Genomic DNA, 24,218 nt, shown 5'->3' with positions numbered 1-24,218 from the left:
CGATGCTCGGCTGACTCGCCGCGGTCAACGCCACCGAGTCCCCGTCACAGCTCAACCCCGCGTTGATCCACAGAATGTGAACGACCGGCTCTTCCTGTTGCCGCGGGCCGCCGCCCGCCGCCTCCGTCGGTGCCGTCATGTGGGCCCCCGTTTCCTCGTCGATGTCGATGTCCGTGTCGATGGATCGTGAATCGATCAGGGGGAACCGCGGTGCCGGTCACGGCGCGCCCCGTCCGCCCGGGACCGCCTCGGGCCTCCTCAGCCGGTGTCGTGGATCCGCTCGGCCGGCACCGCTCCGAGCGCGTGCTGGGTGAGCTCCCACAGCACGTGGTAGACGGTGGTCTGGGCCTCCTGGATGCGGTGCACCGACGACGACGGCACCACGAACAGGTAGTCGAGCAGGTCGAGCTCGGCCAGCCTTCCGCCCTGGTCGCCGGCCAGGCCGATGGTGAGCATGCCCTGACGCGCCGCCTCCTCGAAGGCCTGCAGCACGTTGAAGGAACCACCGCTCGTCGACAGGCCGACTGCGATGTCCCCGCGCCGCCCCAGTGCCGCCAGCTGCCGGGCGAAGACGACGTCGAACCCCACGTCGTTGGAGAGCGCGGTGACCACGGCGACGTCACTGGTCAGGGAGAGCGCGGGCAGCGACAGCCCGTATGGCGGGTGCAGGAAGGTGGTCGCCACCTCCTGCGCGTCGGTGCTGCTCCCGCCGTTGCCGAAGGCGAACAGCCTGCCCCCGGAGGCGAACCGGATGGCCATCTCCTCGGCGCACTCGGCCAGCTCGTCTCCGGCGACCTCGGCCATCTGCCAGCGCAGCCGTACGATCTCGGCCGCCTTCTCCTCGGTGGACCGGCACGCGTCGGCCAGCACCGAGTCGAGATCGGCCTGCCCCGGATAGAGGAAGGGATACAGCCCGCGCACCCCGTCGGCGCGGGGATCCTCAAGCGTGCTCATCGGCGCTCCCCCTCGCGATCACGGCGATCGCCTCCTTGGCGTGCACGAGGAGCGTGTCGCCGGCCGACGCGTCGACCAGTGCCACGCTCACCTCCTCCGGGACGCCGTCGGCGTCGACGATCGCCAGCTCCCGGCCGGTCAGCCTGATGACCGTGACCGGCACCGCCTCGTCGGAGCAGGTGACGCATCCGCCGGCCGCGCAGTCCCCGGGCCCGTTCATCCGGTCCTCCCGTCAGCGATCAGGCCCGGCTGCTCGAAGAGCACGTGGACCAGCTCCCACAGGACGTGGTAGACGGTCACGTGGATCTCCTTGACCACGGCCGGGTCGTCCGAGGCCGCGACCAGGATGTGGTCGGCCGCCCGGCTGCGCATGATGGCCCCGCCGTCGCCTCCGACCAGCGCGAGGGTGAACAGGCCGAGCTCCCTGGCCGTCTCCAGGGCCCGCAGGACGTTCTCGCACCGGCCGTCGCGGGAGATCCCCAGCGCCATGTCGGCCGGGTCCGCCCACTGGCGCACCTGGTGGGCGAAGATCTCGGAGAGCCCCTCGCGATTGCTCACCCCGGTGACCGTGGCGGAGTCGTTGTTCAGCGCCACCGCGGGCAGCGCCTTCTTGCCGACGATGACCGGGTGCATGAATTCGACCGTGATGTGGGCCGCGTCCGTGCCGCCGCCGCCGTTGCCGAAGACGATCAGCTTTCCGCCCTTGCGGAACCTGACCGCCATCTCCTGGCACGCCCTGGCGATGCGTTCGGAGTCGGCGGCAAGAGCCCGGCCGGCACGGTCACGCCTGAGGAAGGCCTCACCCACCGCCGGATGCATGGTCGATGTCACTGGCATATGTGAACACTCCGTTATCTACGGTAGCTGTCAGGCTACGTTGTGTGACGGGAGGGCCGACACCTTTGACGCCACAAACCGGAGTAAAGGTCCGCTCACAGATGTGATCTTTTTCCCACGTCACACACATCCGACGGACCGGATCCCCCGAAGAGGCGAAGGCCCGCAGAGCGGGCGAGGGTGCCCGTCGCGAGGGCCGTCGGGCCGGGAAAAAGTATTTACCCATAAATCGGTAGGTAATGTTGACAATAGAAGATCGACCTGATCAGGTAATGATGTGGTGGGGAACGAATCGGCAGTCCATCCGGAGCAGGCCCGCCCGTACGAGGGGGCCGGGATCTGGCGCGGGCCCGTTCCACGCGCCCCGCGCCACGGCGGTGAGCGTGGCGGCGTCTGTGACCGCGGCGGCGGACACGGCGGCGGACACGGCGAGGACCACGGTGCCCCGGCGGTCCTGGCGGCCGCCGAGGTCGTCATGAGGTCGGCGCCGGAGACCGCCGTCTGCTGGCTGCGGGCCGCGCTGAGCGCCCTTCCGCCGGAACACCGCGACGGCCCCCGTCATGTCTCGCTGCTGGAGCCGCTCAGCCGCGCGCTCGCCCTGGCCGGACGCCTTGAGGAGAGCAGGGACCTGCTCCGCGAGATCACCCGGCCGGCCCTCCGGCTGCCCGGCGCCGTACGGACGTCCGCGGTCGCGCGATACGCGCGTGTCGAGTGCGGCCTGGGAAACTACGGCGCGGCCCGCGCGCTCCTCGGCGCGGAGCTGGCGCGCCTGGGCGACGCCCCCTCTCGCGGGACGGCCGCGTTCGTCGTGGGACACGGGATCGCGAGCGTGCTCGACGGACGGCCGCCCGAGCACCCGGCGCCGGAGCGGGCCAGGTGGCCGGCCCGCCGGAACGGTGACCCGGTCACGGAGGCGGGCGCCCTGGCGCTGGCCGGGCTGTGCGAGACGCTGACCGGGAGGATCGAGGCCGCCCGTGACACGCTGACGGCGAGTGCCGCGATCATGGAGGGGCTGACGGAGGCGGAGCCCGCCCCGCACGCGGAGTATCTCGCCGTCCTGGGCTGGGGCGAGATCCTGGCCGGCCGGTTCCCCGAGGCGGAGCGGCACCTGAGGCGGGGCCTGCGGGTCGTGGGCGGGGACGAGTTCTCCTACGCCGAGCCCGTGCTGCTGGTCGCGCTGAGCCACCTCGGCCTGCGTGCCGGGACGGTCGCGGAGGCCGGACGCCTGACCTCCGAGGCGCGCAGGCTCGCCGGGCGGAGGGTGGTGGAGCGCATCGCGGCTCTGGCCTCGCGCTCTTGGTGATCGTCATCGTTCCCGGTTATGTTCCTGCCATCGGTCGGGTGAGACGGAGGCGGCGGTGCTGGACGACGAGGAACCGCGCGGCCCCCTTCCCGCCGTGACGGATGGCAACCATCGGGCCGCCGTGGCCCGGATGACCCCCGAGTCGCCTAGGGCGGTGCGCGCATGACCTCGCTGCTGGCCATCAGCGATCTACACATCGGCTACCGGGAGAACAGGAGGATCGTCGAGGAGCTGAAGCCGGCCTCGGCCTCCGACTGGCTGCTGGTCGCCGGAGACGTCTCCGAGGCGGTCGCCGACGTCGAGTGGGCGCTGGGCCTGCTCGCCGGCCGGTTCGAGAAGGTGGTGTGGGCACCGGGCAACCACGAGCTGTGGACCCACCCCAGCGACCCGGTCCAGCTGCGCGGTGAGGAACGCTACCGGCACCTGGTGGAGGTGTGCCGGAACCTCGGGGTGGTGACCCCGGAGGATCCCTACCCGGTGTGGGAGGGAGCCGGCGGTCCCGCGATCGTCGCCCCGCTGTTCGTGCTGTACGACTACACCTTCCGCGTGCCGGGCGTCGCGACGGAGGAGGAGGCGCTCGCCCTGGCCCACGAGAAGGGGGTGGTGTGCACCGACGAGATGTTCCTCCACCCCGACCCGTACCCCTCCCGCGGCGCGTGGTGCCGGGCCAGGATCGCCGAGACCGAGCGCAGGCTGGCGGCCCTCCCCCGGGACGTTCCCACCGTGCTCGTCAACCACTATCCGCTGGTCCGCGAGCCGACCCTGATCCTCCGGCACCCGGAGTTCGCGATCTGGTGCGGCACCGAGCGGACCGCGGACTGGCACCTGCGCTTCGGGGCGGCCGCGGTCGTCTACGGCCATCTGCACATTCCCCGGACCACCTGGTACGACGGCGTGCGCTTCGAGGAGGTCTCCCTGGGCTACCCCCGCGAGTGGCGGCCCCGCCCGACCCCGCCGGGCATACCGCGCCGGATCCTGCCCGCCCCCCACCCCGCCCCATGATCGAGAAGATCCTGCCCTCCTGGGTGGCGAGCGCGGAGGCGTTCGGCGACCCGCCGGACGCCGCGCTGCTGCCCGAGGAGGAGGCCGCCGTCGCCCGCGCGGTGGACAAGCGGCGGCGTGAGTTCACCACGGCCCGCCACTGCGCCCGGCAGGCCCTGGGAAGGCTCGGGCTGCCGCCGGTGCCGATCCTGCCCGGCGAGCGAGGCGCGCCCGGGTGGCCGCGGGGGGTGACGGGCGCCATCACCCACTGCGCGGGGTACCGCGCCGCCGCCGTCTCGCTGGAGGCCCTGACCGTCGGCATCGACGCCGAGCCCCACGAACCGCTTCCCGACGGGGTTCTGCCCGCCGTCTCCCTCCCCGATGAGCGGAGCGCGCTGAAACGGCTCGGCGGCGGGATCCACTGGGACCGGTTGCTGTTCAGCGCCAAGGAGAGCGTCTACAAGGCCTGGTTTCCGCTCGCCCGGCGCTGGCTGGACTTCGAGGAGGCGCACGTCACCTTCGCCCCCTCGGGTGGTTTCACCGCCCGACTGCTCGTCCCCGGCCCGCTGGTCGCGGGACGGAGGCTGACGGGGTTCACCGGGCAGTGGCTCGTGGCCGACGGCCTGCTGGTGACGGCCATCGCCGTACCCGGCGGGCCGCCGTCCCGCGGGTGACACACGCCCGCTCTCCGGCGAGATCCACGGCCGCGGGCCGTCTCTCCGCGTCGTCTCTCTGTGTCGTTCCTCTGTGTCGCCGCGTCGTCTCCGGCGTCGTCTCCGGCGTGGGTGCCCGGGTCGTGACCGGCCCGGATCCAGCGGGTGGGCCCTGTCAGGAGCCTCCGCGACGGCTCATCCCACGGCCTCCGGGCCGGACATCTGGTTCGTCGTGCTTCCTCCATGTACGCGAACAACAGCAAAACTATCGTTCTTCAAACGATCGTATTATGATCGATAGACATGATGGGAAATGCGACTGTGGAGATCCGGCGGGCACTGCCCTCCGGCGCGGGACGGCGGGCGGCGGAGCTGTACTGGGAGGCGTTCGGCCGCAAGCTCGGCGCCGCGCTCGGGCCGCCGGAGAAGGGCGTCGCGTTCATCGCCGCGCACCTGAACCCGGACAGGGCCGTCGTGGCGCTCGCGGACGGGCGGCTCATCGGGCTCGCGGGGTACCGGCACGCCGGGCGGGCGCTCACCGGCGGATCACCGGCCGACGTCCTGCGCGCCTACGGATGGCTCACGGGCCTGCCGCGCCTGGCGGTGCTCGCCCTGCTCGAACGCGGGGAGACGCCGGGAGAGCTGGTGATGGACGGGATCGCCGTCGATCCGGCGTTCCGCGGTTCGGGCGTCGGCGGGCTTCTGCTGGAGGAGGTCGTCGCCGTCGCGGCCGGGCTCGGCTGCCGGCGGGTACGCCTCGACGTCGTCGACACCAACCCGCGTGCCAGGGCGCTGTACGAACGGCGCGGTTTCGTCGCCGTCCGCACCGAGCGGACGCCCTGCCTCCGCGAGCCGATGGGCTTCGGCTCCGTGACGAGGATGTCCCGCTCCGTCGCCGCGGGGAAGGGCGGGCGGCCGTGAGCGGGGAACCCGTCGAGATCTCCACCCGCACGCTCGTCCACGGCATGGTCCGCGAGGACGCCACGGTCGACGCGGGCGAGCTCTACGCGGTCGCGAGCGCGCTGGGGATGAGCGACCAGCAGGTCCGCCTGTGCGTCAAGCGGCTCGTCGAGGAGGGCCGCTTCTCCCAGGAGGGCCGGGGCCGCAAGGCCCTGCTGCGGGTCAGCGCGGACGCCTGGCTGTCGTTCACCCCCGCGGTCGAGTTCGTCCGCCACGCCTTCCGCCAGGATCGCGGCCTGGCTCCGTGGGACCGTACCTGGCACCTGGTCGCCTTCGCGGTGCCAGAGTCCGCCAGAGCCGCGCGTGACTCCCTCCGCGAGACGATCCTGCGGCTGGGCGGGGCGGCGCTGCAGGGCGGCCTGTACGTCTCGGCGAACGCCTGGGACGACCTCGTCGAGGCCAGAGCCAGGGAGCTGGGCGTCGCGGGCGGCGTCACCTACGTGGTCAGCCCGCACCTGCGCGTGGGCGGCGAGCGGGACCCGCACCGGCTGGCCGCGCTGCTGTGGCCGCTGGAGGAGATCGCCGAGCGCCACCGGCGGCTCGTCGCCGTCGCCCGTCCCCGCCTGGACCGGCTCCAGGGGCCCGGCGCGCTGTCCCGGACGGAGCTGCTCACCATCGCGATCGAGCTCGCCGCGGAGTTCACCCGGGCCATGGAGCCGGACCCGCTGCTGCCCGCCGAGCTGCTCCCCCAGCCCTGGCCGGGCACCGCGGCCCGCGACGTCCTCGCCCGCTGCTGGTCGCACCTGCTGCGCCGGGACGACGACGCCTCACCTGCCCTGCTGTTCCGCCTCTACGCCGACGTCGTCCGCGAGGTCGTGCGTCCCTGACCCGCCCCCGGCTCAGGGCTGGAAACGGTAACCCATGCCCGGCTCGGTGAGCAGGTGGACCGGGCGGGCGGGGTCGGGTTCCAGCTTCTTGCGGATCTGGGCCATGTACTGACGCAGGTAGTGGGTCTCCTTGAGATATTTGGCGCCCCAGACCTCGGTCAGCAGCTGGCGCTGGCTGATCAGTTTGCCGGGGTTGCGCAGCAGGATCTCCAGCAGATGCCACTCGGTGGGCGTCATCCGGACTCCCCCGGAGATCGTCTTGTCGGTCAGGTCCACCACGTGCTCGCCGACCTTGACCCTGGCCAGCTCGGAGTCGTGGACGGCGGTACGGCGGGTCACCGCCCTGATGCGGGCGAACAGCTCGTCGATGTTGAACGGCTTGGTGACGTAGTCGTCGGCTCCGGCGTCCAGCGCCTCGACCTTGTCCTGGTTCCCGGCCCGCCCGGAGAGCACGATGATCGGCACGCTGGTCCAGCCGCGCAGCCCGTGGATCACGTCGACCCCGTCGATGTCCGGCAGTCCGAGGTCGAGGACGACCAGGTCGGGATGCCAGTCGGCGGCCTCGCGGAGGGCCGCGCCGCCGTCGGCGGCGACCGCGACCTCGAAGTGGCGGGCGAGGAGGTTGATGCGCAGCGCGCGCAGGATCTGCGGTTCGTCGTCGACGACGAGGACGCGTGTCATGCGTGCTCCCGGGTGGCGACGGGCAGCGTCAGGATCATGGTGAGACCTCCCCCTGGTGTTTCCTCCGGAGCGAGCTTGCCGCCCATCGCCTCCGCCAGCCCTCTGGAGAGCGCGAGGCCGAGACCGACGCCCGTGTGGTTGTCGCGGTCGCCGAGCCGCTGGAACGGCATGAAGACCCGGTCGTGCGCGTCGCGCGGGATGCCGGGTCCCCGGTCGATGACGCGGACCTCGACGTCGCCGCCGTAGGAGCTGGCGGTGACGAGGACCTTCTCTCCTGACGGGCTGTAGCGCACGGCGTTGGACATCACGTTGACCAGGATCCGTTCGACCAGGGCCGGATCGGCGAGCACCTCGGGCAGGTCGGCGGGGATGTCGCCCTCGACCCGGTCGCGCAGCGGCCCGAGGTCGGCGACGGAGCGCGGGAGAATCTCGCCGACCGCGATCGGTTGCAGGGCCAGGCCGAGCACACCGGCCTGCAGACGGCTCATGTCGAGCAGGTTGGCGACCAGCCGGTCGAGCTTGACCAGCGACTCGTCGGCGGTGGCCAGCAGCTCCCGCCGGTCCTCCTCACACCACTCGATCTCGGTGCTGAGCAGGCTGTCGACGGCGATCCTGGCCGAGGCGAGCGGGGTGCGCAGGTCGTGGCTGACGGCTGCGAGCAGCGCCGTGCGCATCTTGTCGGCCTCGGCGAGCGGCCCCGCCAGGTCGGCCTCGTGACGCAGCCGCTCCTGGCGCAGCGCGACCGCCGCCTCCGCGGCGAACGCCTCCACTACCCGGCGGTCGGCGGCGTCGAGCAACCGGCCGCGCGCGGCGAGCACCAGGTCCCGGTCGATCACCACGTCGGTGTCGGCCGCCCCCGGTGTGGTGCAGGGCGGCCCTCCTGCGGTGGCGACGATCCGCCACGCCTCGGGCTCCGAGCGGTCGTCGGGCGCCGGCTCCCCCGTCCGCTCCAGCAACGTGACCGAGGTCAGCCCGAAGGTCTCGCGCAGCCGCGCCAGCAGCGACACCAGCGCCGCCTCCCCGCGCAGCACGTGGCCCGCCAGCGTGGACAGCACCTCGGCGTCCGCGCTCGCGCGGGCCGCCTCCCTGGTGCGCCTGGCCGCCAGGTCGACGACGGCGCTCACCATGACGGCGACCAGCACGTAGACGCTGAGCGCGAGCAGGTTCTCCGGGTCGGCGATGGTGAACCGGTCGACCGGCGGGGTGAAGTAGTAGTTGAGCAGCAGGAATCCGGCCACGGCCGCGGTGACGGCGGGCCACATGCCTCCCACGAGCGCGACGCCGACGACCATGAGGAGGAACAGCAGGATCCCGCTCGACAGTTTCATCTCCTCCCTGGCCGAGACCAGCAGGAGGGTGATCGCCGGAATGCCCAGCAGCGCCATGGCCCATCCGGCGATCCTGCGCCTGCGGGTGAGCACGGCCCGCGGCCGGTCGCCGCGGACGCCCCTGCTCGCCTCGTCATGGGTGATCATGTGGACGTCGATCGGCCCGGACAGCGCGGTGGTGGTCATCCCGACGCCCCGGGAGAAGATCTGGGCGAACCGGCCGTGCCGGGACGCGCCGAGCACCAGCTGGGTGGCGTTCACCCCGCCGGCGAAGTCGATCAGCGCGCGCGGCACGCTGTCGCCGACCACCTGGTGGTAGGTGCCGCCCATGCTCTCCACCAGGGCGCGCTGACGCACCAGGTTCGCCGGATCCGTCCTGCTCAGGCCGTCGGAGCGGGTCACGTGGACGGCCAGCAGGTCGGCGCCCTTGGTCCTGTCCGCGATCCGGGCGGCCCGCCGTACCAGGGTGTCCCCCTCGGGGCCGCCGGTCAGCGCGACCACCACGCGCTCGCGCGCCTCCCAGATCCCCGCGATGCCGTGCTCGGCGCGGTAGCGGTCGAGCTGGTCGTCGACCTTGTCCGCGACCCACAGCAGGGCCAGCTCGCGCAGGGCGGTCAGGTTGCCCACCCGGAAGTAGTTCGACAGCGCCGCGTCCACCCTCTCTGGAAGGTAGATGTTGCCGTGGGCCATCCGGCGGCGCAGCGCGTCGGGCGCCATGTCCACCAGCTGTACGGCGTCCGCCTGCCGCACCACCTCGTCGGGCACGGTCTCGCGCTGCGGGACCCCGGTGATCTCGTGGACGACGTCGTTGAGCGACTCCAGATGCTGGATGTTGACGGTGGAGATGACGTCGATCCCGGCGTCGAGGATCTCCTCGATGTCCTGCCATCGCTTGGCGTTGCGCGAGCCGGGCACGTTGGTGTGCGCCAGCTCGTCGATCAGCGCCACCCTGGGGCGGCGGGCGATGACGGCGTCGGTGTCGAGCTCGGTGAAAACCGTCCCCCGGTAGAGCGCGGACCGGCGTGGCACGATCTCCAGGCCCGCCAGCAGCGCGGTGGTGAGTGGTCGGTCGTAGGTCTCCACGAGGCCCACGACCACGTCCGTGCCGCGTGAGAGCCGTCTGTGCCCCTCGTCGAGCATCGCGTAGGTCTTGCCGACGCCGGGGGCCGCGCCCAGGTAGACGCGCAGCTGCCCGCGTGCCCCGTTCATCGCCCGCTCACGTCCTTCTGTCCGGTTCGTCTTCCTACGATCATCCCTTGCCGAGGGCGGTCCGGATTCCAGGACCCCGGTCGTCCTCGTTCCTCGATGAGTCGCACGGGGCCGGTCGCCGGATGGAGGCCACGAAGCAAGGAAAGCGTGAGATATATGGATTTTTGCGCGTCTTGATGGGTTCCATACGCCTTCACAGCTTTTATTGACGCAATCCCTACACCCGCCCCACGGGGTATCGGCCCACCGATACGGGCTGGCGGGCGTGGCCGGATGCCGCCACGTCGTACTCGGCTTAACGAATCCCGTCGAATAGGAAACTTTCCCGTCGCTTTCCTCGTCACATCAGCGAAGCAAGAGACGCCGCGGAAGTTCGGGGACGGCGGCGATCGTCGAATCTCACAACGGGGAGATCACCATGACCACACAAGTGATCATCGAGGCGATCGACAGGGCGGGACTGTCCGCCGATCAGGTACGGCAGGTGGCGGAGACGCACCCCGCGGTGCTCGCCCATCTGGAGAACGCAGACGCCGACCGGCTCATCCTGGGCGAGGCGGCGGCCCTGGGACACGAGCCGGGCGAGGGAGCCGAGTTCAGGGCGAACGTCTTCGACCCGGTCTCCAACCGGGGAGTCGAGCTGCGCGGCACGATCGACCGGCCCGAGGAGGCACGGGTCCTGCCGAGCGCCTACCGGCCCAACCCCCGCCCCGAGGAGCTGCGGGCGGCGGCCGCGATCCTGCGGGCCGACGAGCGTTTCCCCGCCGGCGACGACGTGGTGGTCTACCAGCCGATGCCGCCGCTCGCCGATCTGGAAAGGCAGGACGGCACCACCGTCCGCCGCCCGACCCTCGGCGTCTACTCCCCCGGCGGCGACACCAAGCACCGCATCGTCGCCGTGGACGTCGCGGCGGGCACCGTCGACTGGTCCCCCGCCGGAGTCAGCGCGGCCCTGCACCCGGGCGACTGCGAGTCGCACCTGCCCGAGGGGGTCGAGAGCCTGCGCGACCGGGGCGGCCCCGACGCGGTACGGCTGCGCGTCGTCGACGAGGGAACCGAACTGTGGAACCTCGTCGTCGTACGGCCCCGCGCCTCCGCCCCCCAGAACCCCGGCGCCGGCTCGGGCGTCGAGCTCCGCGACGTCCGTTACCGGGGGAGGCTGGTGCTACGCCAGGCGCATGTGCCGATCCTCAACGTCCAGTACGAGGAGGACGGCGTCACCTTCCGTGACTGGCAGAACCAGGAGACCCGCTTCTCCGCCGCCGGCACCGACCCGGTCGGCTGGGGCTGGCGGCTCTGCGACCGGTCGCCCAAGACGATCCTGGAGCGTCCCGACAACGACGCGGGCAACTTCCAGGGGGTGGCCCTCCACTACGCCGACGGCGAGCTGCGCATCGTCAGCGAGATCGCGGCGGGCTGGTACCGCTACGCCTCCGAGTGGCGCCTGGCCGACGACGGCGTGATCAAGCCGCGTTTCGGCTTCGCGGGAGTCCGCAACCCGCGCACCTGCATGCGTCACCGGCACCACGTCTACTGGCGTTTCGACTTCGACGTCGAGGGGTCGGCCCACGACCTGATCGAGCAGTTCGACGACACCCCGGCAGGCCTCAAGCCGACGCCGATCGTGCGCGAGGTCTCCAGGAAGCGCCGCAAGCCCGCCCGTTTCTGGCAGGTCACCGACAAGTCCAGCGGCAGGGGGTACCGGATCGTACCCGGTGAGCACGACAACACCGCCGACGTCTACGGCATCGCCGACCTGTGGTTCCTGCGTCAGCGGGACGGCGAGCTGTACGACGACAACCCGCACACGAACAACCAGGCGGCGATCGACCGGTTCGTCAACGGCGAGAGCGTCCAGGACACCAACGTCGTCGTCTGGTACGCCGGGCACTTCCGGCACGACCAGAACGCCCCGGAGCACCACCAGGGTCACATCGTCGGCCCCGACCTGATCCCGGTCCCGGGCCCGGGCATCTGACCGGTCCCCTGCCCGGCCCGTCTCCGGGCTCCGGCGGGAGCCGGGAGCCGGGCCGGACAGGGTGGGTGCGGATCTCAGGGAGCCGGGCCGGAGCCCGTTCGCCGGCCCTGCTCCCCGCCCGTCGCCCGGCCCGTCGCCCGGCCCGTCTACGGCTCGGCCAGGCCGTGGCGGTAGGCGTAGGTGACGGCGTGGACGCGGTCGCGCAGACGAGCCTTGGCGAACAGGTTGTTGATGTGCGTCTTGACGGTGACCTCGCCGATGAAGAGGACCGCGGCGATCTCGGCGTTCGACAGTCCCCTGGCGATGAGGCGCAGCACCTCGATCTCACGCGGGGTCAGGCCGTCGGGCGCCGGGCCGGGGAGCCCGCCGCCCGGTCCCGCCTGCCTCCCGGGCGCGGGACGGGCCGTCCGCCGCGGCTGCGGATGATCTTCCGGCGGGGACCCGGGGCCTGCGGGCGGCTGCACGGCGGACGGCGGTACGGGCTCGGTGGCGCCGGGCGGACCCTGGTGTCCCGTCACGGTGTTGAGCAGGCGCAGCTGCACGCTGGGATCGAGCTGGGCGTCACCGTTCATGACCGCCGCGACGGCCCTGGCGATCTCGTCGGCGTCCGCGCTCTTGGTGAGGAAGCCGCGGGCTCCGGCCCGCAGCGCCGCGAAGACCGACTCGTCGTCGGAGTAAGTGGTCAGGACCACGACCTGGGTGCCGGGAAACCCCTCGCGGATCCTGCGGGTGGCCTCGACCCCGTCCACCCTCGGCATCCGCAGGTCCATCAGCACCACGTCGGGCCGATGCTCGGCGACCAGCCGCAGCGCGGCCTCCCCGTCACCGGCGGAGCCGACCACCTCGATGTCCGGCAGCAGGCCCAGCAGCAGCACCAGCCCGTCGCGGACCACGGCCTGGTCGTCGACCACCAGCACCCGGGCGGTCACGACGGCACCCGCAGGCGGATCCGGAACACGTCGCCGCTCTCGCCGGCTTCGAGGGTCCCGCCGAGGAGTTCGGCCCGTTCTCGCATGCCCATGATTCCGTATCCTCCTCCTGGTGTACCCGGCGAATCCCCGGCGGGGTTGGTGACCTCGAGCTCGCAGGAGCCGCCATGGAAGCCGAGCCGTACGGTCGCCGCGGAGCCCGGGGCGTGACGGCGCACGTTGGTGATGGCCTCCTGGGCGGTACGGATCACCGCGAGCTCGGTCTCCGGCGGCAGGCGGCGTTCCCGGCCGGACAGCAGGAGCGTGCACTCCCTGCCGGTGACGGCCCGGAACTCCTCAGCCAGCGCCCTCAGCGCGGCGGGCAGCGGCGGCAGGTCCTCCCGCAGGGCGGACACGGCCCTGCGGGCCTCCTCGAGACCGTTCTTGGCCAGGTCCCTGGCGCGTTCGACCCGGTCGAGGGCCTCCTGTGACCGGTCGGCGCGCAGCAGCAGCCTGGCCCCCTCCAGGTGCACGATCTGCGCCGACAGGGAGTGGGCGAGGATGTCGTGGATCTCCCTGGCGATGCGGGCCCGCTCGGCCAGCACCGCCTCGCGCCCCTCGGCGTTCCTGACGGCCCGGCGCTGCCTGATCGAGTAGGCGATCAGGAAGACCAGGCAGAGGCTGAAGGCCAGGCTGAGCGCCCGATCCATGTCGCCGGTGATCGCTCCGGCCGTCAGCAGCCCCGCCAGGCCCAGCGCCCCGACCGGCAGCGAGTGGGGAAAGGGGTGTCTGACCGCGGCGGCCCCGGCCGCGAAGATCAGCACGGCGATGGCCGGACCGTCGTTGGCCATCGTGTCCAGGCCGACGGCGCACAGGACGGCGAGGCAGAACGCGACGATCTTGACGGGAACCCCGAGGAACGAGGGCGGGGGCGAGTCGCCCCGCTGCGGGAGCAGGATCGCGACCAGCAGGGCGACGGCCACGGCGACGGTCAGGAGCGTGATCACGAGTCCCTCCCCCGTCAGGCCGAAGCCCGGCCGGGACCTGGCCTGCCCGATCACGAACAGCACGACCACCCCCAGGCGCAGGACGGTGGGGACGATCGCGCTCTCCCCTCCTCTCCCGTTCCGCCGACGGTCCGCGTTCTCCTGACGGTTGGTGGTCACATCACGACGCTATCGGGGAGACCTCCCTCTCCCGTACGGCGGTGCCGGTCAGCGCCCGGCCCCGGCGGGCGACCAGGAGGGACTGGACCGAGATGGTCAGGCCCGCGAAGACCAGTGCGGCGGTGGGCGGCGCGGTGAGGCCCAGCGCGGTGCCCACGGCGAACAGGGCGGCACGGCCGGTGAAGGAGAGCAGCCAGGCCAGCATGGTCCAGCGGGTTCCCTTGGACCACGTGACCCCCGCCTCGTCCCGCCACACCCGCACGGTCGAGGCGCGGACGGCACCGAAGGCCACGGCGAAGGCCAGCTCCACGGCGAGCATGACGGCGCTCAGGAGGGGCCGGCCGGTGTCGACGACGCCGCCGCCGGCGAGACCACCCGCGATCATGACGAGGCCGAGGACGAGAAGGCCACGCCGGTCGGTCCGCCGCGTCACCATCTGGCGGTAGACGACGAACACGACGATGACGAGGGTGGTGACGGCGAGCTGCATCGGATCCATGACGGCGACAGTAGGGAAGGGCGGCCTCGCGCCGCATCGGAGCGCGGGTGGAGACGGGGGATCTCCACCTCCGGGTGGAGACCGGACTTCCCGGCACGGCCGAGCTTCCCGGCACGGCCGAGCACGGCGTGCGAAGGACACGGGCGGCACGGAACTCGACGTCAAAGAAAATTCAGGATATGACGCTTAAAAGACCCGAAATAGGCGTCACGGAGAAATGTGGATATAGCGGATAAAATACATCGGACGCAGTGAAGGCATGCAGTCACCATATCCAGCGGCTTTCCGGCTATGTTGCCTAAATGCCAGTGTAGGCCGACTTCCAGGACAGTTGCCCATTTTCAGGAGGCCACGGAGACTCTGATGGTCACCTCGTACCGGAGGCGCGGCATCGATCCGGCGGAACGCCGGAACCCGCGACGGAAAACCGTTTGACGACGGTTTTAGCCTTAATGGGCCCTTACTCCGGGCGGTGATCCCATCAACTGAAGACAGTGAGGAGCGTGCTGCCTGCCGATGCCCCCAGATACCGTCGCCCAAGCGCGAGAATCCGGTACCCATAGGCCCTCGATCCCCCGCCCGCGGCGCGCCAGGACCAACTCGCTATGGCGGTTGAAGTCCTACCTGCGCCCCTACGCCACCCGTCTGATCCTCATCTGGCTGCCCGCCCTCGCCGGAGTCGGGATCGGCATCGCCATCCCGCTGGTCGGCAGAGAGATCATCGACGGGCCCGTCGCCCGGGGCGACACCGCGGCCCTGCTCCCCCTCTCCCTGCTCGCCCTGGCCCTGGGCGTGGTCGAGGCACTGCTGATCCTGCTGCGCCGGTGGCTCCTCGCGGAAGGCGTCCTGGACATGGAGACCAGAATCCGCGACGACCTCTACGAGCACCTGCAGCGGCTGCCGATGAGCTTTCACGGCAGCTGGCAGTCCGGTCAGCTGCTGTCCCGCGCGACGACCGACCTGGCCACGATCCGGCGCTTCCTCGGCTTCGGCCTGCTCTTCCTCGTGCTGATCAGCGTCCAGATCGTGACGGTGACCGGCCTGCTGCTGAACATGTACTGGCCGCTCGGCCTGCTGGTCGCCGCGTCCGCGTTGCCGATCGTGCTCATCTCGCTGCGCTTCGAACGGAGGTACGTCGACGTCTCGCGCCAGGTCCAGGACCAGCAGGGCGACCTGGCCACCGTGATCGAGGAGTCCGCGATCGGCATCCGCACGATCAAGGCCTTCGGTCGTGCCTCGCACGTCTTCGGCGTCTTCGACGAGGGGGCGCGGAAGCTCCACCGGACCGCGATGGAGAAGGTGCGGCTCTCGGCGCGGTTCTTCACCTTCCTCGAGGTGATCCCCAACGTCACCCTCGCCGTCGTACTGCTGCTCGGCGCGCTCGCGGCCGGCTCGGGACTGCTGACCCTGGGCACGCTGGTGGCCTTCACCACCCTGATGCTGCAGCTGGTGTGGCCCATCTCCGCGCTCGGCTTCATCATGGTGATGGGCCAGGAGGCGATGACCTCGGCCGACCGCGTGATGGAGGTGCTCGACACCGAACCCGAGATCGTCGGCGGCACGGGCGTGGTCGAGCGGCCTCGCGGGCATCTGCGCTTCGAGGGCGTCGGGTTCCGTTTCCCCGGCGCCGCCGAGCCGGTGCTCCACGACGTCTGGCTGGAGGTGCGCCCGGGCGAGACGGTCGCGATCGTCGGGGCGACGGGCTCGGGCAAGACCACGCTGACCGCCCTGGTCCCCCGTCTCCACGACGTCACCGCGGGCCGGATCACCGTCGACGGCCACGACGTGCGGGACCTTTCGCTGCCGGCGCTCCGCTCGATGGTCGCCACGGCCTTCGAGGAACCGACGCTGTTCTCGATGAGCGTCAGGGAGAACCTCCTGCTCGGACGGCACGACGCCACCGAGGAGGAGATGGAGGCGGCCCTCGAGGTCGCCCAGGCCGGATTCGTCCACGACCTGCCGTGGGGGCTGCAGACCAGGATCGGCGAGCAGGGGATGTCGCTGTCCGGCGGACAGCGACAACGCCTCGCCCTGGCCCGCGCGGTCCTCACCCGGCCGAAGATCCTGGTCCTCGACGACACCCTCTCCGCGCTGGACGTCGAGACCGAGGCCCTGGTCGAGGAGGCGCTCCGGCACGTGCTGCGGGACGCCACCGGGATCGTCGTCGCGCACCGGGCCTCGACCGTACTGCTCGCCGACAAGGTCGCCCTGCTGCTGGACGGGACGATCGCCCACGTGGGCCGTCACCACGAGCTGATGGCGAGCGTGCCGGAGTACCGCGCGCTGCTCTCGGCAGACCTGGGCGAAGCCGACCTGGACGGAGCCGACCTGGACGGACGGGAGGCGCTGCGATGACCGGGACCGACACGCGGAACTGGCGCGGCGTCGCCGCCGAGGACAAGGACGAACTGCCCGAGCAGGTGTCGTTCCTGCTCCGTGCCCGCTCCAGGCGGCTGCTGGCCGACCTGCTGCGGCCGTACCGCAGGGAGATCATTCTGCTCGTCGCCGTGATCGTGGTCTGCAACGCGGCCACGCTCGCCATCCCCTACCTGGTCAAGGTGGGCATCGACGCGGGCATCCCGCCGATGACCTCGGGCGAGGGACCGGGCACGCTGGTCACCGTGGTCGTGGCGGTACTGGCCGCCGCGGCGATCCAGGCGGCGACCAGGCAGGTGTTCCTCGGGAAGACGGGCCGCATCGGCCAGGACATCCTGCTGGAGCTGCGGCGGCGCGTCTTCGCCCACTTCCAGAGACTGTCGCTGTCCTTCCACGACGGCTACACCTCGGGCCGGGTCGTCTCCCGGCTCACCTCCGACATCGAGGCCATCTCGGAGATGCTGGAGTCGGGCTTCGACGGGCTCGTCACGGCCGTGCTGACGCTGGTGGGAACCGCGGTCCTGCTGCTGTTCCTGAACGTCAAACTCGGCCTGGCCGCCCTGCTGCCGCTGCCGTTCCTGCTGCTGTTCACCGGCTGGTTCCGGCGGCAGTCGAGCATCACCTACCGCAGGACCCGGGAGACCGTGGCGCTGGTGATCGTCCACTTCGTGGAGTCGATGACCGGTATACGCGCGGTCCAGGCGTTCCGCAGGGAGCCGCGCAACCAGGAGATCTTCTCCCGGCTCAACGCCGACTACCGGGACGCCAACGTGCGCGGCGCACACCTGATCGCGCTCTTCACGCCGGGCGTCAAACTGATCGGGAACGTCACGGTCGCGGCGATCCTGCTCTACGGCGGATGGCTGGCCATCGGCGGCGAGGTCACGATCGGCGTGCTCGCCGCGTTCCTGCTCTACCTGCGCCAGTTCTACGAGCCGATGCAGGAGATCTCGCAGTTCTACAACACCTTCCAGTCGGCCGGCGCGGCGCTGGAGAAGCTCTCCGGCGTGCTGGAGGAGAGACCCGCCGTCCCCGAGCCGCGCGACCCGGTGCCGCTGGAGCGCCCTCACGGCCGCGTACGGTTCGAGGCGGTCGAGTTCTCCTACCTGGACGGCACCCCCGTGCTGCCCCGGATGGATCTGACGATTCCCGCCGGGCAGAGCGTGGCACTGGTCGGCACCACCGGGGCGGGGAAGACCACGCTGGCGAAGCTGGTCGCCAGGTTCTACGACCCGGTCGCGGGGCGCGTGCTGCTGGACGGGGTCGACCTGCGCGACCTCGGTGAGCGGTCACTGCGTACGGCGGTGGTCCTGGTGACGCAGGAGAACTTCCTCTTCGCCGGCTCCATCGCCGACAACGTCAGGTTCGGCAGGCCGGACGCGACCACGGCCGAGGTCGTCGAGGCCGTCCGGGCCGTCGGCGCCCACGACTTCGTCTCGGCGCTCCCCGAAGGGTACGAGACCCAGGTCGGCAAGCACGGCGGCCGCCTGTCCGCCGGGCAGCGGCAGCTGGTGGCGTTCGCCCGCGCCTTCCTGGCCGACCCGGCGGTGCTGATCCTGGACGAGGCGACCTCCAGCCTCGACGTCCCCGGCGAGCGGCTGGTGCAGCGGGCGATGCGCACGATCCTGGCGGACCGTACCGCCCTGATCATCGCCCACCGGCTGTCGACCGTCGAGATCGCGGACCGGGTGCTCGTGATGGACGGCGGCAGGATCGTGGAGGACGGCCCGCCGGACCGGCTCATCGAGGGCGCGGGCCGCTTCGCCGGCCTGCACCGGGCGTGGCTGGACAGCATCTCGGACCTTCCGAACGTCCCCGAGTGACCTCGCCGGAGACCGGAAACGGGCGGTGGCCCGGACCTTCGGGAGGTCCGGGCCACCGCTGCGTGCTCTGTTCGTCGTTCTCCGTTCCGCCGGTCCGCCGTCAGAAGGAGATGCTCCAGGAGTTGACCATTCCGGTGTCTCCCTGGAAGTAGTCGCCGACGACGAGCGACCAGGTGCCGTTACCGAGCCGGGAGGGGTTGCTCACCGTGAAGCTGACCGGCCCGTTGTACTCGGTGCACGCCTCGTAGGCCTCGTACTTCAGCACCCGTGAGGTCCCGTTCGGCTGGACCAGGGTGATGCGCACGTCCTGCGAGCAGGAGTGCTGGATGTCGGCCGTGACCGTGAACGTGCTGCCGGCGGCTCCGTCAAGGGCGACGTCGATGTCGGTGGAGTCCTGGTAGCCGTCGTTGATCTCGAAGGGCGTGTCGTTGGTGAAGGTGCGCCCGCCGCCGGTACCGCCGACGGTGAGGGTGAAGGAGGCCGAGCGGTTCGCGCTCGTGCCCGTGCCGTTGAGGTTGATGGTGTAGGTGCCCGCCGCGGTACCGGCGGAGGTGGTGATGCTGACCGAGGAGCTCTGGCCGCTGGTGATGGTCGCCGGGCTGAAGCTCACCGACACGCCGGAGGGGGCGCCGCTGGCGCTGAGCGAGACCGACTGGGCGCTGCCCGAGGTGGTCTGGGTGCTCAGCGTCGCCGAGGCCGAGCCGCCGGGCTGGACCGTGGCCGAGGACGGGTTGACCGAGACCGAGTAGTCGTCGGTCGGGGGCGGGGTGTCGCCACCGACCGCGCCCTTCCAGATCGCGTACGCGGCCGCGTCCGCCGCCCGGTCGAGGACGGTGTCGTTGATGTTGCTGGTGGTGTCACAGGCGGAGTGGTAGCAGGAGTCGTACGCCCTGTTCGCCTGGCCGCCCCACTTGGTCGCCTGCGCCGAGGTCTTGGTGGCGCTGGCACCGGCCGCCACACCGGAGGTGGGGATGCCGGCGTTGCGGAAGGAGGCGTCGTCGGAGCGGTTGGCGCCCTCGACGTTCTCCTCCGGCTGGAGGTTCAGCTTGGTGTAGAACGCCTTGAGGTCGGTCGCCGCGGCGGTGTTGATGTTGTTGATGAAGTAGCCCGCGTTGGTCGAGCCGACCATGTCGTAGTTGTAGTAGACCTTGATCTTGGAACGCTCGGTCGAGCTGAGCGAGTTGACGTAGAACTTCGAGCCGAGCAGCCCCTGCTCCTCGTCGGTCCACCAGCCGAAGCGCACGTGCTTGGTCATGGTGGGCTTCTTGGCGGCCAGGGTCAGCGCGACCTCGAGCAGGGTGGCGGAGCCGGAGCCGTTGTCGTTGATGCCGGGCCCGGCCGCGACGCTGTCGAGATGGGCGCCGGACATGACGACCTGGTTGGCGTCACCGCCCGGCCAGTCCGCGATCAGGTTGGGACCGGCACCGCCGGTGCAGCCCGAGGTGCAGCTCTGGCGGCTGACGGTGTACCCGGCGTCGCGCAGCTTGGTCTCGACGTAGCTGACGGACTGGGTGTAGCCGGCGCCGGTGGACCTGCGGTTACCGCCGTTGTTGGTGGCGATGGTCTGCAGCTGCTGCAGGTGCGCCTTGACGTTCGCGACGCTGATGTCCGGCACCTCGCCGCCACCGGGGCCGCCGCCGCCGACGGTCAGCGTGTACGTCGCGGTCTTGTCGACGTCGGTGCCGTCAGCGGTGACCGTCACCGAGGAGGTGCTGTTCGGCGTGGTCGACGAGGTGGTGATGGTCAGCGTCGAGGACTGGCCCGCGGTGATGGTCGCCGGGCTGAAGGAGGCGTTCGCCCCCGACGGCAGGCCGCTGGCGCGCAGCGTGATGGACTGGGCGCTGCCGGCCGTCACCGTGGTGCCGACGGTCGAGGTCGCGGACTGACCGGCCTGGACGCTGCCGGAGGTGGGGTTGAGGGAGACGGAGAAGTCGTTCGGGTTCTGGATGGTGCAGGTGCCCTCGTTGGAACCGGCCGGGACGTTCACCGCGGTCCAGGCGGCCTTGACCGCGTTCCACTCGACACAGCTGTTGGGGAACTGCTGCTTGGCGGCGGTCAGCGTCTGGGCGCGGGCCTGGGCGTGGGTCCGGCTGGCGGAGGTCCGCAGCTGCAGCGAGGCCAGGTAGATCTGGCCGGCCTTCTGGATGCCGATACCGGTCAGGCTGGACGGGCCGGAGCAGACCGAGCTGGTCGGCTTGCCGCCACCGGGGTTGGTGCCCTCGGCGACCAGGTAGAACCAGTGGTTCTGCGGGCCGGCCGCGGCGTGCACCTCGGTGTTGGGGATCGAGGAGCTGTAGCAGTCCGGGTCACCGCTGTGCTGCGAGGGCTTGTACATGTACCGGATCGGACCGCTGCCGACCAGGTTGACCTCCTCGCCGACGGTGTAGTCCGGCGGGTCGTTCGGGTTGTTGGCGTAGGCCTCCAGCAGCGCGCCGAAGATGTCACCGGTGGACTCGTTGAGACCGCCGTCCTCGTTGCCGCTGCCGGTGCCGCCGCCGGAACCGGCGAACTGGTAGATGGCGTGGCCGTACTCGTGGCCCACGACGTCCATCGGGGTGGCCTGCTGGTTGTTGGCCTGGTTGTGGCCGAAGTTGGTGTACGAGCCGTTCCAGAACGCGTTGACGTCGTTCAGGCCGACGCGCGCCGGGAAGCCGCCACCACGGCCGTTGAAGCCGCTGTAGTTGAACCACTCCTTGAGCATGTCCCATTCCTTCTGCGCGGCCCAGTAGGCGTCCACGCAGGCGGTCTCAAGGTTGGTTCCCTGGCCGTTGCCCCAGGAGTCGGTGCTCTTGGTGTAGGCCGAGCCGTTCTGGCCGCCACACGCCAGGCCGCTGCGGGTGCCGTCCCGCATCGTGTACCCGGAGCTGGTGGTGATGGTGACGTTGCCGTTGTAGAAGCCCTGGCCGGTGCCGGCCTTGACCGCGTCCCAGTTGCTCAGGACCGAGCCGTTCTGCGCGTCGACGTAGACGTGCTGGACGCTCGGGGCGGTCTTGGAGCTGCCGCTGACGACGACCTCCCAGGCCAGACGGGGCGCGCCCGTCTCGGCCAGGGCGTGCACGACCAGCTTGGGCGTGCTGACGCTGTCGACCTTGGCCACCAGGGTGCGAGCCTTGCTCGCGGCCTTGCTCGCCGACAGCGAGGGCTTGGTGTCCAGGTTCAGCTCGGTCTTCTGCGCGGTCTCGAGGGTCGCGACCTTCAGGCCCGCGCCGTCGGTGGCGACGACCACGCCGCCGCCGTAGACCGGCACACCGCGGTAGGTGCGGTTGTAGGTGAGGTACTGCGCACCACCGACCGACGTCGCCTTGTCCAGGGAGAAGACGTCGTCCTCGCTCTTGACGAGTTTGGCGCTCTGGGCGGCGATGGTCTTGTCCGCGAGGGCGACGGCGCGCTTCTGGCCCTCGGGGGTCGGACGGGTGAAGGCCCTTTCGGACTTCGGCGCGGCTCCCACCGGGGTCGGCTTCTTCGCCGCCGCGGTGTAGGGGGCCGCGCTACCCGCGGCGTAGGCGCCGGCGGTGCCCGCTAGCGTGGTCGCCGCCAGGGTCGCTGTCGCCAGTACGGCGACGGCGCCCGTTTTGAGCTTGGATCTCACTCTGGATGACTCCTCTCAAAAGTCCCCTGGGGGGAAGGGACCAAGGAGCCGTGGCCGGCCAGGGCTGGACCAAAGTTGTCATCGCCGGGCCATACGCGAAACCCTCCAGCTCCCCATAGCGCATTGCTATGGGGTGTCGCCAAACCGGACAACCCAAGTCAAGGCGCTCACGGGAGGCCGTACCGGGGAAACCTCACGGGGGGAAGTGGAGGGGCTGCCCGTGGCGTTCGAGCCACGTCGCGTAGACGGGGATCTTCAGCGCCTCGCTCCAGTAGGCGCGGATCGCGGTACTGATGAGGGAGACCACCTTGTCGGCCAGCGGGCCGTGCCGGGTCCAGGCGATGATGTACCGGAACAGCATGGGGGTGCCCACCAGCGGGCGGACGACGACTCCCGGCTGCTCCTGATAGATCGCCTGGAACATCCCCACACATCTGCCCGCCTTGATCAGGTCGTAGGCGAGGCTGGAGCTGACGGAGAAGGACAGCTTCGGCGCGAAGCCGTGCCGCCTGCAGGCGTCCCAGAAGTGCTCCCTGTGCCCCATCTCCACGTGCGGGGGCATGGCCCACTCCTCGTCGGCCAGGTCCGCCAGGTCGATCTCCTCATACCCGGCCAGCGGGTGGGACTCCGACACCCCCACGAAGATCGGCTCGATGACGGGGACCTCGTACACCACTCCGGGGGGCGGCGTCAGCTCGTAGCCGGGGTAGTCGCCCAGGACCGCCAGCTCCAGCCTGCCCGTGGCCATGAAGGAGTGCAGGGTGTCCATGGACTCCTCGGTGCGGATGGTGAAGTCGACGTCGGGCACCAGGTCGTACAGGCAGTTGCTGACGTATCCCGCCAGCGACATGGGCGCGCATCCGACCCGCACGAGGGCCTTGCCGGTGCCCCGCTCGACGTAGTGGCGGGCGTCTCGCTGCAGCGTGCCGAAGGCGTGGAGCAGCGATCCGGACCGCTCGAGGATCCAGCCGCCCAGCTGCGTGGGGCGGCTGCCCTCGTGCGCCCGCTCGAACAGGCGGCCGCCGAGCATGCGTTCGATGCGCTGGAGCTGACCGGCCAGCGCGGGCTGGGACAGACCGAGGGAGGAGGCCGCCTTGGAGATACTGCCGTGCTGGGCGATCGCGTGGATCACCTGAAGATGGCGCATTTCCATGTCCATGCGGTGATGATAGGGAGAAACCCTATCTTTTTAATGAAAATCTAATAGCGATTTCACCGACCTCTAAGGTTGTATGGGACCTTTCAGGACAGACCGGGAGAGCGCTCACTCGGCTCCGGGAGTCCTTCGCGTGACGTCGGCCAGCCGGGTGGGGTTCAGGACGGACCAGAGCGCGGTGATACGGTCCTCGACGATCTCCATCACGATGACTCCCACGAGCCTGCCGTCGACACGGGCGATGAGGGCCGTCTGACCGTTCACCTCGGTGTGCCGCATCTCGGCCGCCTCGCCGAAGCGGGCGAGCACACGTACGGCGTAGCGGGCGACCTCCCGCGCGCCCACCATGGGGGCGGCCTCCTCGCCGCCGTCGGTCCAGGCGACCACGTCGGCGTCGAGGATCCGCTCCAGCGCGGCCAGGTCGCCTTCCATGGCGGCCAGCATGAAGCCGTCGACGTTCCACCGCCTGCGCACACCGGGTTCCTCGAACACACGGGGCCCGCCGATGCGGCGGCTGCCGTCGCGGTGGAGCTGCCGGCAGCCGGCCTCGGACAGATCCAGGACATCGGCGATCTCGCGGTAGCCGTAGGAGAACGCCTCCCTGAGTACGAACACCGCTCGCTCCGCCGGAGTGAGCCTCTCCAGCAGTGCGTCCGCCGTGGGGACCGCGACCACCCGCAGAGCTGAGTTCATGGGATCCGCCTTCCAGGCTTGCAGGGACGAGGTGAGGTGACCCCCACTACTCTTCCCCGCCCAGCCCCGAAGGTCAGTCACGGCGGCACCGCTCTTCATAGGGGGGCTGGCACTACCATCGCCCCGATCCCCCGTTCCATCACACTCTCCCACCCCAACCATCCCACCGCCGCGCTCTCCCGCTCGCTTGGCCTGAGCCGGTCGGGTCAGGTGTCGCGGATGTCACAGATCGCCGCGCCCGCGCTCACGCTCTGCCCCACCACCGCACGCAACCCCGCCACCACCCCACCCCGATGC

General features: G+C 70.8%; 19 protein-coding genes. 8 read left to right on the top strand and 11 right to left on the bottom strand.

The window, feature by feature from the left end:
- Positions 1–258 precede the first annotated feature (258 nt).
- The 3 genes from AB0N02_RS46650 to AB0N02_RS46640 are packed head-to-tail and all read right to left on the bottom strand — an operon-like array spanning position 259 to position 1,791.
- Positions 259–954: an SIS domain-containing protein gene (locus tag AB0N02_RS46650; protein WP_363961513.1), complete on the bottom strand. Its 696-nt coding sequence runs from the start codon at positions 952–954 to the stop codon at positions 259–261.
- Positions 941–1,174: a HypC/HybG/HupF family hydrogenase formation chaperone gene (locus AB0N02_RS46645; protein ID WP_363961511.1), complete on the bottom strand. Its 234-nt coding sequence runs from the start codon at positions 1,172–1,174 to the stop codon at positions 941–943. The genes AB0N02_RS46650 and AB0N02_RS46645 overlap by 14 nt, the downstream gene beginning before the upstream one ends.
- Entirely contained in the window at positions 1,171–1,791 is a 621-nt protein-coding gene (locus tag AB0N02_RS46640; protein WP_363961509.1) for an SIS domain-containing protein, read from the bottom strand. The genes AB0N02_RS46645 and AB0N02_RS46640 overlap by 4 nt, the downstream gene beginning before the upstream one ends.
- A gap of 280 nt (positions 1,792–2,071) precedes the next feature.
- On the opposite strand from AB0N02_RS46640, the gene AB0N02_RS46635 reads away from it, so the two are divergent.
- The 5 genes from AB0N02_RS46635 to AB0N02_RS46615 all read left to right on the top strand — a co-directional run bounded on the left by AB0N02_RS46635 (position 2,072) and on the right by AB0N02_RS46615 (position 6,515).
- Positions 2,072–3,094, top strand: a complete 1,023-nt coding sequence (locus AB0N02_RS46635; protein WP_363961507.1) for a hypothetical protein — start codon at positions 2,072–2,074, stop codon at positions 3,092–3,094.
- A gap of 162 nt (positions 3,095–3,256) precedes the next feature.
- A complete protein-coding gene (locus AB0N02_RS46630; RefSeq protein ID WP_363961505.1) occupies positions 3,257–4,096 on the top strand; it encodes a metallophosphoesterase in 840 nt (279 codons plus the stop codon).
- Positions 4,093–4,749, top strand: coding sequence for a 4'-phosphopantetheinyl transferase superfamily protein (locus AB0N02_RS46625; RefSeq protein ID WP_363961503.1), 657 nt, complete (start codon positions 4,093–4,095; stop codon positions 4,747–4,749). The genes AB0N02_RS46630 and AB0N02_RS46625 overlap by 4 nt, the downstream gene beginning before the upstream one ends.
- 282 nt (positions 4,750–5,031) lie before the next feature.
- Positions 5,032–5,649 (top strand): GNAT family N-acetyltransferase, encoded by a 618-nt coding sequence (locus tag AB0N02_RS46620; RefSeq protein ID WP_363961501.1) that lies wholly within the window; start codon positions 5,032–5,034, stop codon positions 5,647–5,649.
- On the top strand, positions 5,646–6,515 hold the full coding sequence (locus AB0N02_RS46615) for a PaaX family transcriptional regulator C-terminal domain-containing protein (protein ID WP_363961499.1): 870 nt from the start codon (positions 5,646–5,648) through the stop codon (positions 6,513–6,515). Before AB0N02_RS46620 ends, AB0N02_RS46615 begins: the two co-directional genes overlap by 4 nt.
- Positions 6,516–6,527: 12 nt before the next feature.
- Here the strand turns inward: AB0N02_RS46615 and AB0N02_RS46610 are convergent, their stop codons facing one another.
- Together AB0N02_RS46610 and AB0N02_RS46605 are read right to left on the bottom strand one after the other, a co-directional pair.
- Positions 6,528–7,196: a response regulator gene (locus AB0N02_RS46610; protein WP_363961497.1), complete on the bottom strand. Its 669-nt coding sequence runs from the start codon at positions 7,194–7,196 to the stop codon at positions 6,528–6,530.
- On the bottom strand, positions 7,193–9,733 hold the full coding sequence (locus AB0N02_RS46605) for a sensor histidine kinase KdpD (RefSeq protein ID WP_363961495.1): 2,541 nt from the start codon (positions 9,731–9,733) through the stop codon (positions 7,193–7,195). Before AB0N02_RS46605 ends, AB0N02_RS46610 begins: the two co-directional genes overlap by 4 nt.
- A 418-nt stretch (positions 9,734–10,151) precedes the next feature.
- Here AB0N02_RS46605 and AB0N02_RS46600 point away from each other — a divergent pair, with 418 nt between their 5' ends.
- Positions 10,152–11,711 (top strand): hypothetical protein, encoded by a 1,560-nt coding sequence (locus AB0N02_RS46600; RefSeq protein ID WP_363961493.1) that lies wholly within the window; start codon positions 10,152–10,154, stop codon positions 11,709–11,711.
- A 146-nt stretch (positions 11,712–11,857) separates the two neighbouring features.
- Here AB0N02_RS46600 and AB0N02_RS46595 read toward each other — a convergent pair whose 3' ends face one another.
- Genes AB0N02_RS46595 through AB0N02_RS46585 form a run of 3 tightly spaced genes read right to left on the bottom strand, consistent with a single transcriptional unit; the run spans position 11,858 to position 14,284 of the window.
- Positions 11,858–12,640, bottom strand: a complete 783-nt coding sequence (locus tag AB0N02_RS46595; protein ID WP_363961491.1) for a response regulator transcription factor — start codon at positions 12,638–12,640, stop codon at positions 11,858–11,860.
- On the bottom strand, positions 12,637–13,785 hold the full coding sequence (locus AB0N02_RS46590; protein WP_363961489.1) for a sensor histidine kinase: 1,149 nt from the start codon (positions 13,783–13,785) through the stop codon (positions 12,637–12,639). Before AB0N02_RS46590 ends, AB0N02_RS46595 begins: the two co-directional genes overlap by 4 nt.
- Before the next feature lies 1 nt (position 13,786).
- Entirely contained in the window at positions 13,787–14,284 is a 498-nt protein-coding gene (locus AB0N02_RS46585; protein WP_363961487.1) for a hypothetical protein, read from the bottom strand.
- A gap of 612 nt (positions 14,285–14,896) precedes the next feature.
- Here AB0N02_RS46585 and AB0N02_RS46580 point away from each other — a divergent pair.
- Positions 14,897–16,639, top strand: coding sequence for an ABC transporter ATP-binding protein (locus AB0N02_RS46580; RefSeq protein WP_363961485.1), 1,743 nt, complete (start codon positions 14,897–14,899; stop codon positions 16,637–16,639).
- A complete protein-coding gene (locus AB0N02_RS46575) occupies positions 16,636–18,483 on the top strand; it encodes an ABC transporter ATP-binding protein (RefSeq protein ID WP_363961483.1) in 1,848 nt (615 codons plus the stop codon). The genes AB0N02_RS46580 and AB0N02_RS46575 overlap by 4 nt, the downstream gene beginning before the upstream one ends.
- Positions 18,484–18,583: 100 nt before the next feature.
- Here AB0N02_RS46575 and AB0N02_RS46570 read toward each other — a convergent pair whose 3' ends face one another.
- The 3 genes from AB0N02_RS46570 to AB0N02_RS46560 form a co-directional block, all read right to left on the bottom strand.
- Positions 18,584–22,072, bottom strand: a complete 3,489-nt coding sequence (locus tag AB0N02_RS46570; RefSeq protein ID WP_363961481.1) for a M28 family peptidase — start codon at positions 22,070–22,072, stop codon at positions 18,584–18,586.
- A 193-nt stretch (positions 22,073–22,265) separates the two neighbouring features.
- A complete protein-coding gene (locus AB0N02_RS46565; protein ID WP_363961479.1) occupies positions 22,266–23,231 on the bottom strand; it encodes a LysR family transcriptional regulator in 966 nt (321 codons plus the stop codon).
- A 105-nt stretch (positions 23,232–23,336) separates the two neighbouring features.
- Positions 23,337–23,921: a sigma factor-like helix-turn-helix DNA-binding protein gene (locus AB0N02_RS46560; RefSeq protein WP_363961477.1), complete on the bottom strand. Its 585-nt coding sequence runs from the start codon at positions 23,919–23,921 to the stop codon at positions 23,337–23,339.
- Positions 23,922–24,218 lie beyond the last annotated feature (297 nt).

Origin of the sequence: Streptosporangium sp. NPDC051022 (assembly GCF_040683035.1) — a bacterium.
In the GTDB taxonomy this organism is placed as follows: Bacteria; Actinomycetota; Actinomycetes; order Streptosporangiales; family Streptosporangiaceae; genus Streptosporangium.
This window is presented reverse-complemented; position numbering and strand designations above follow the sequence as displayed.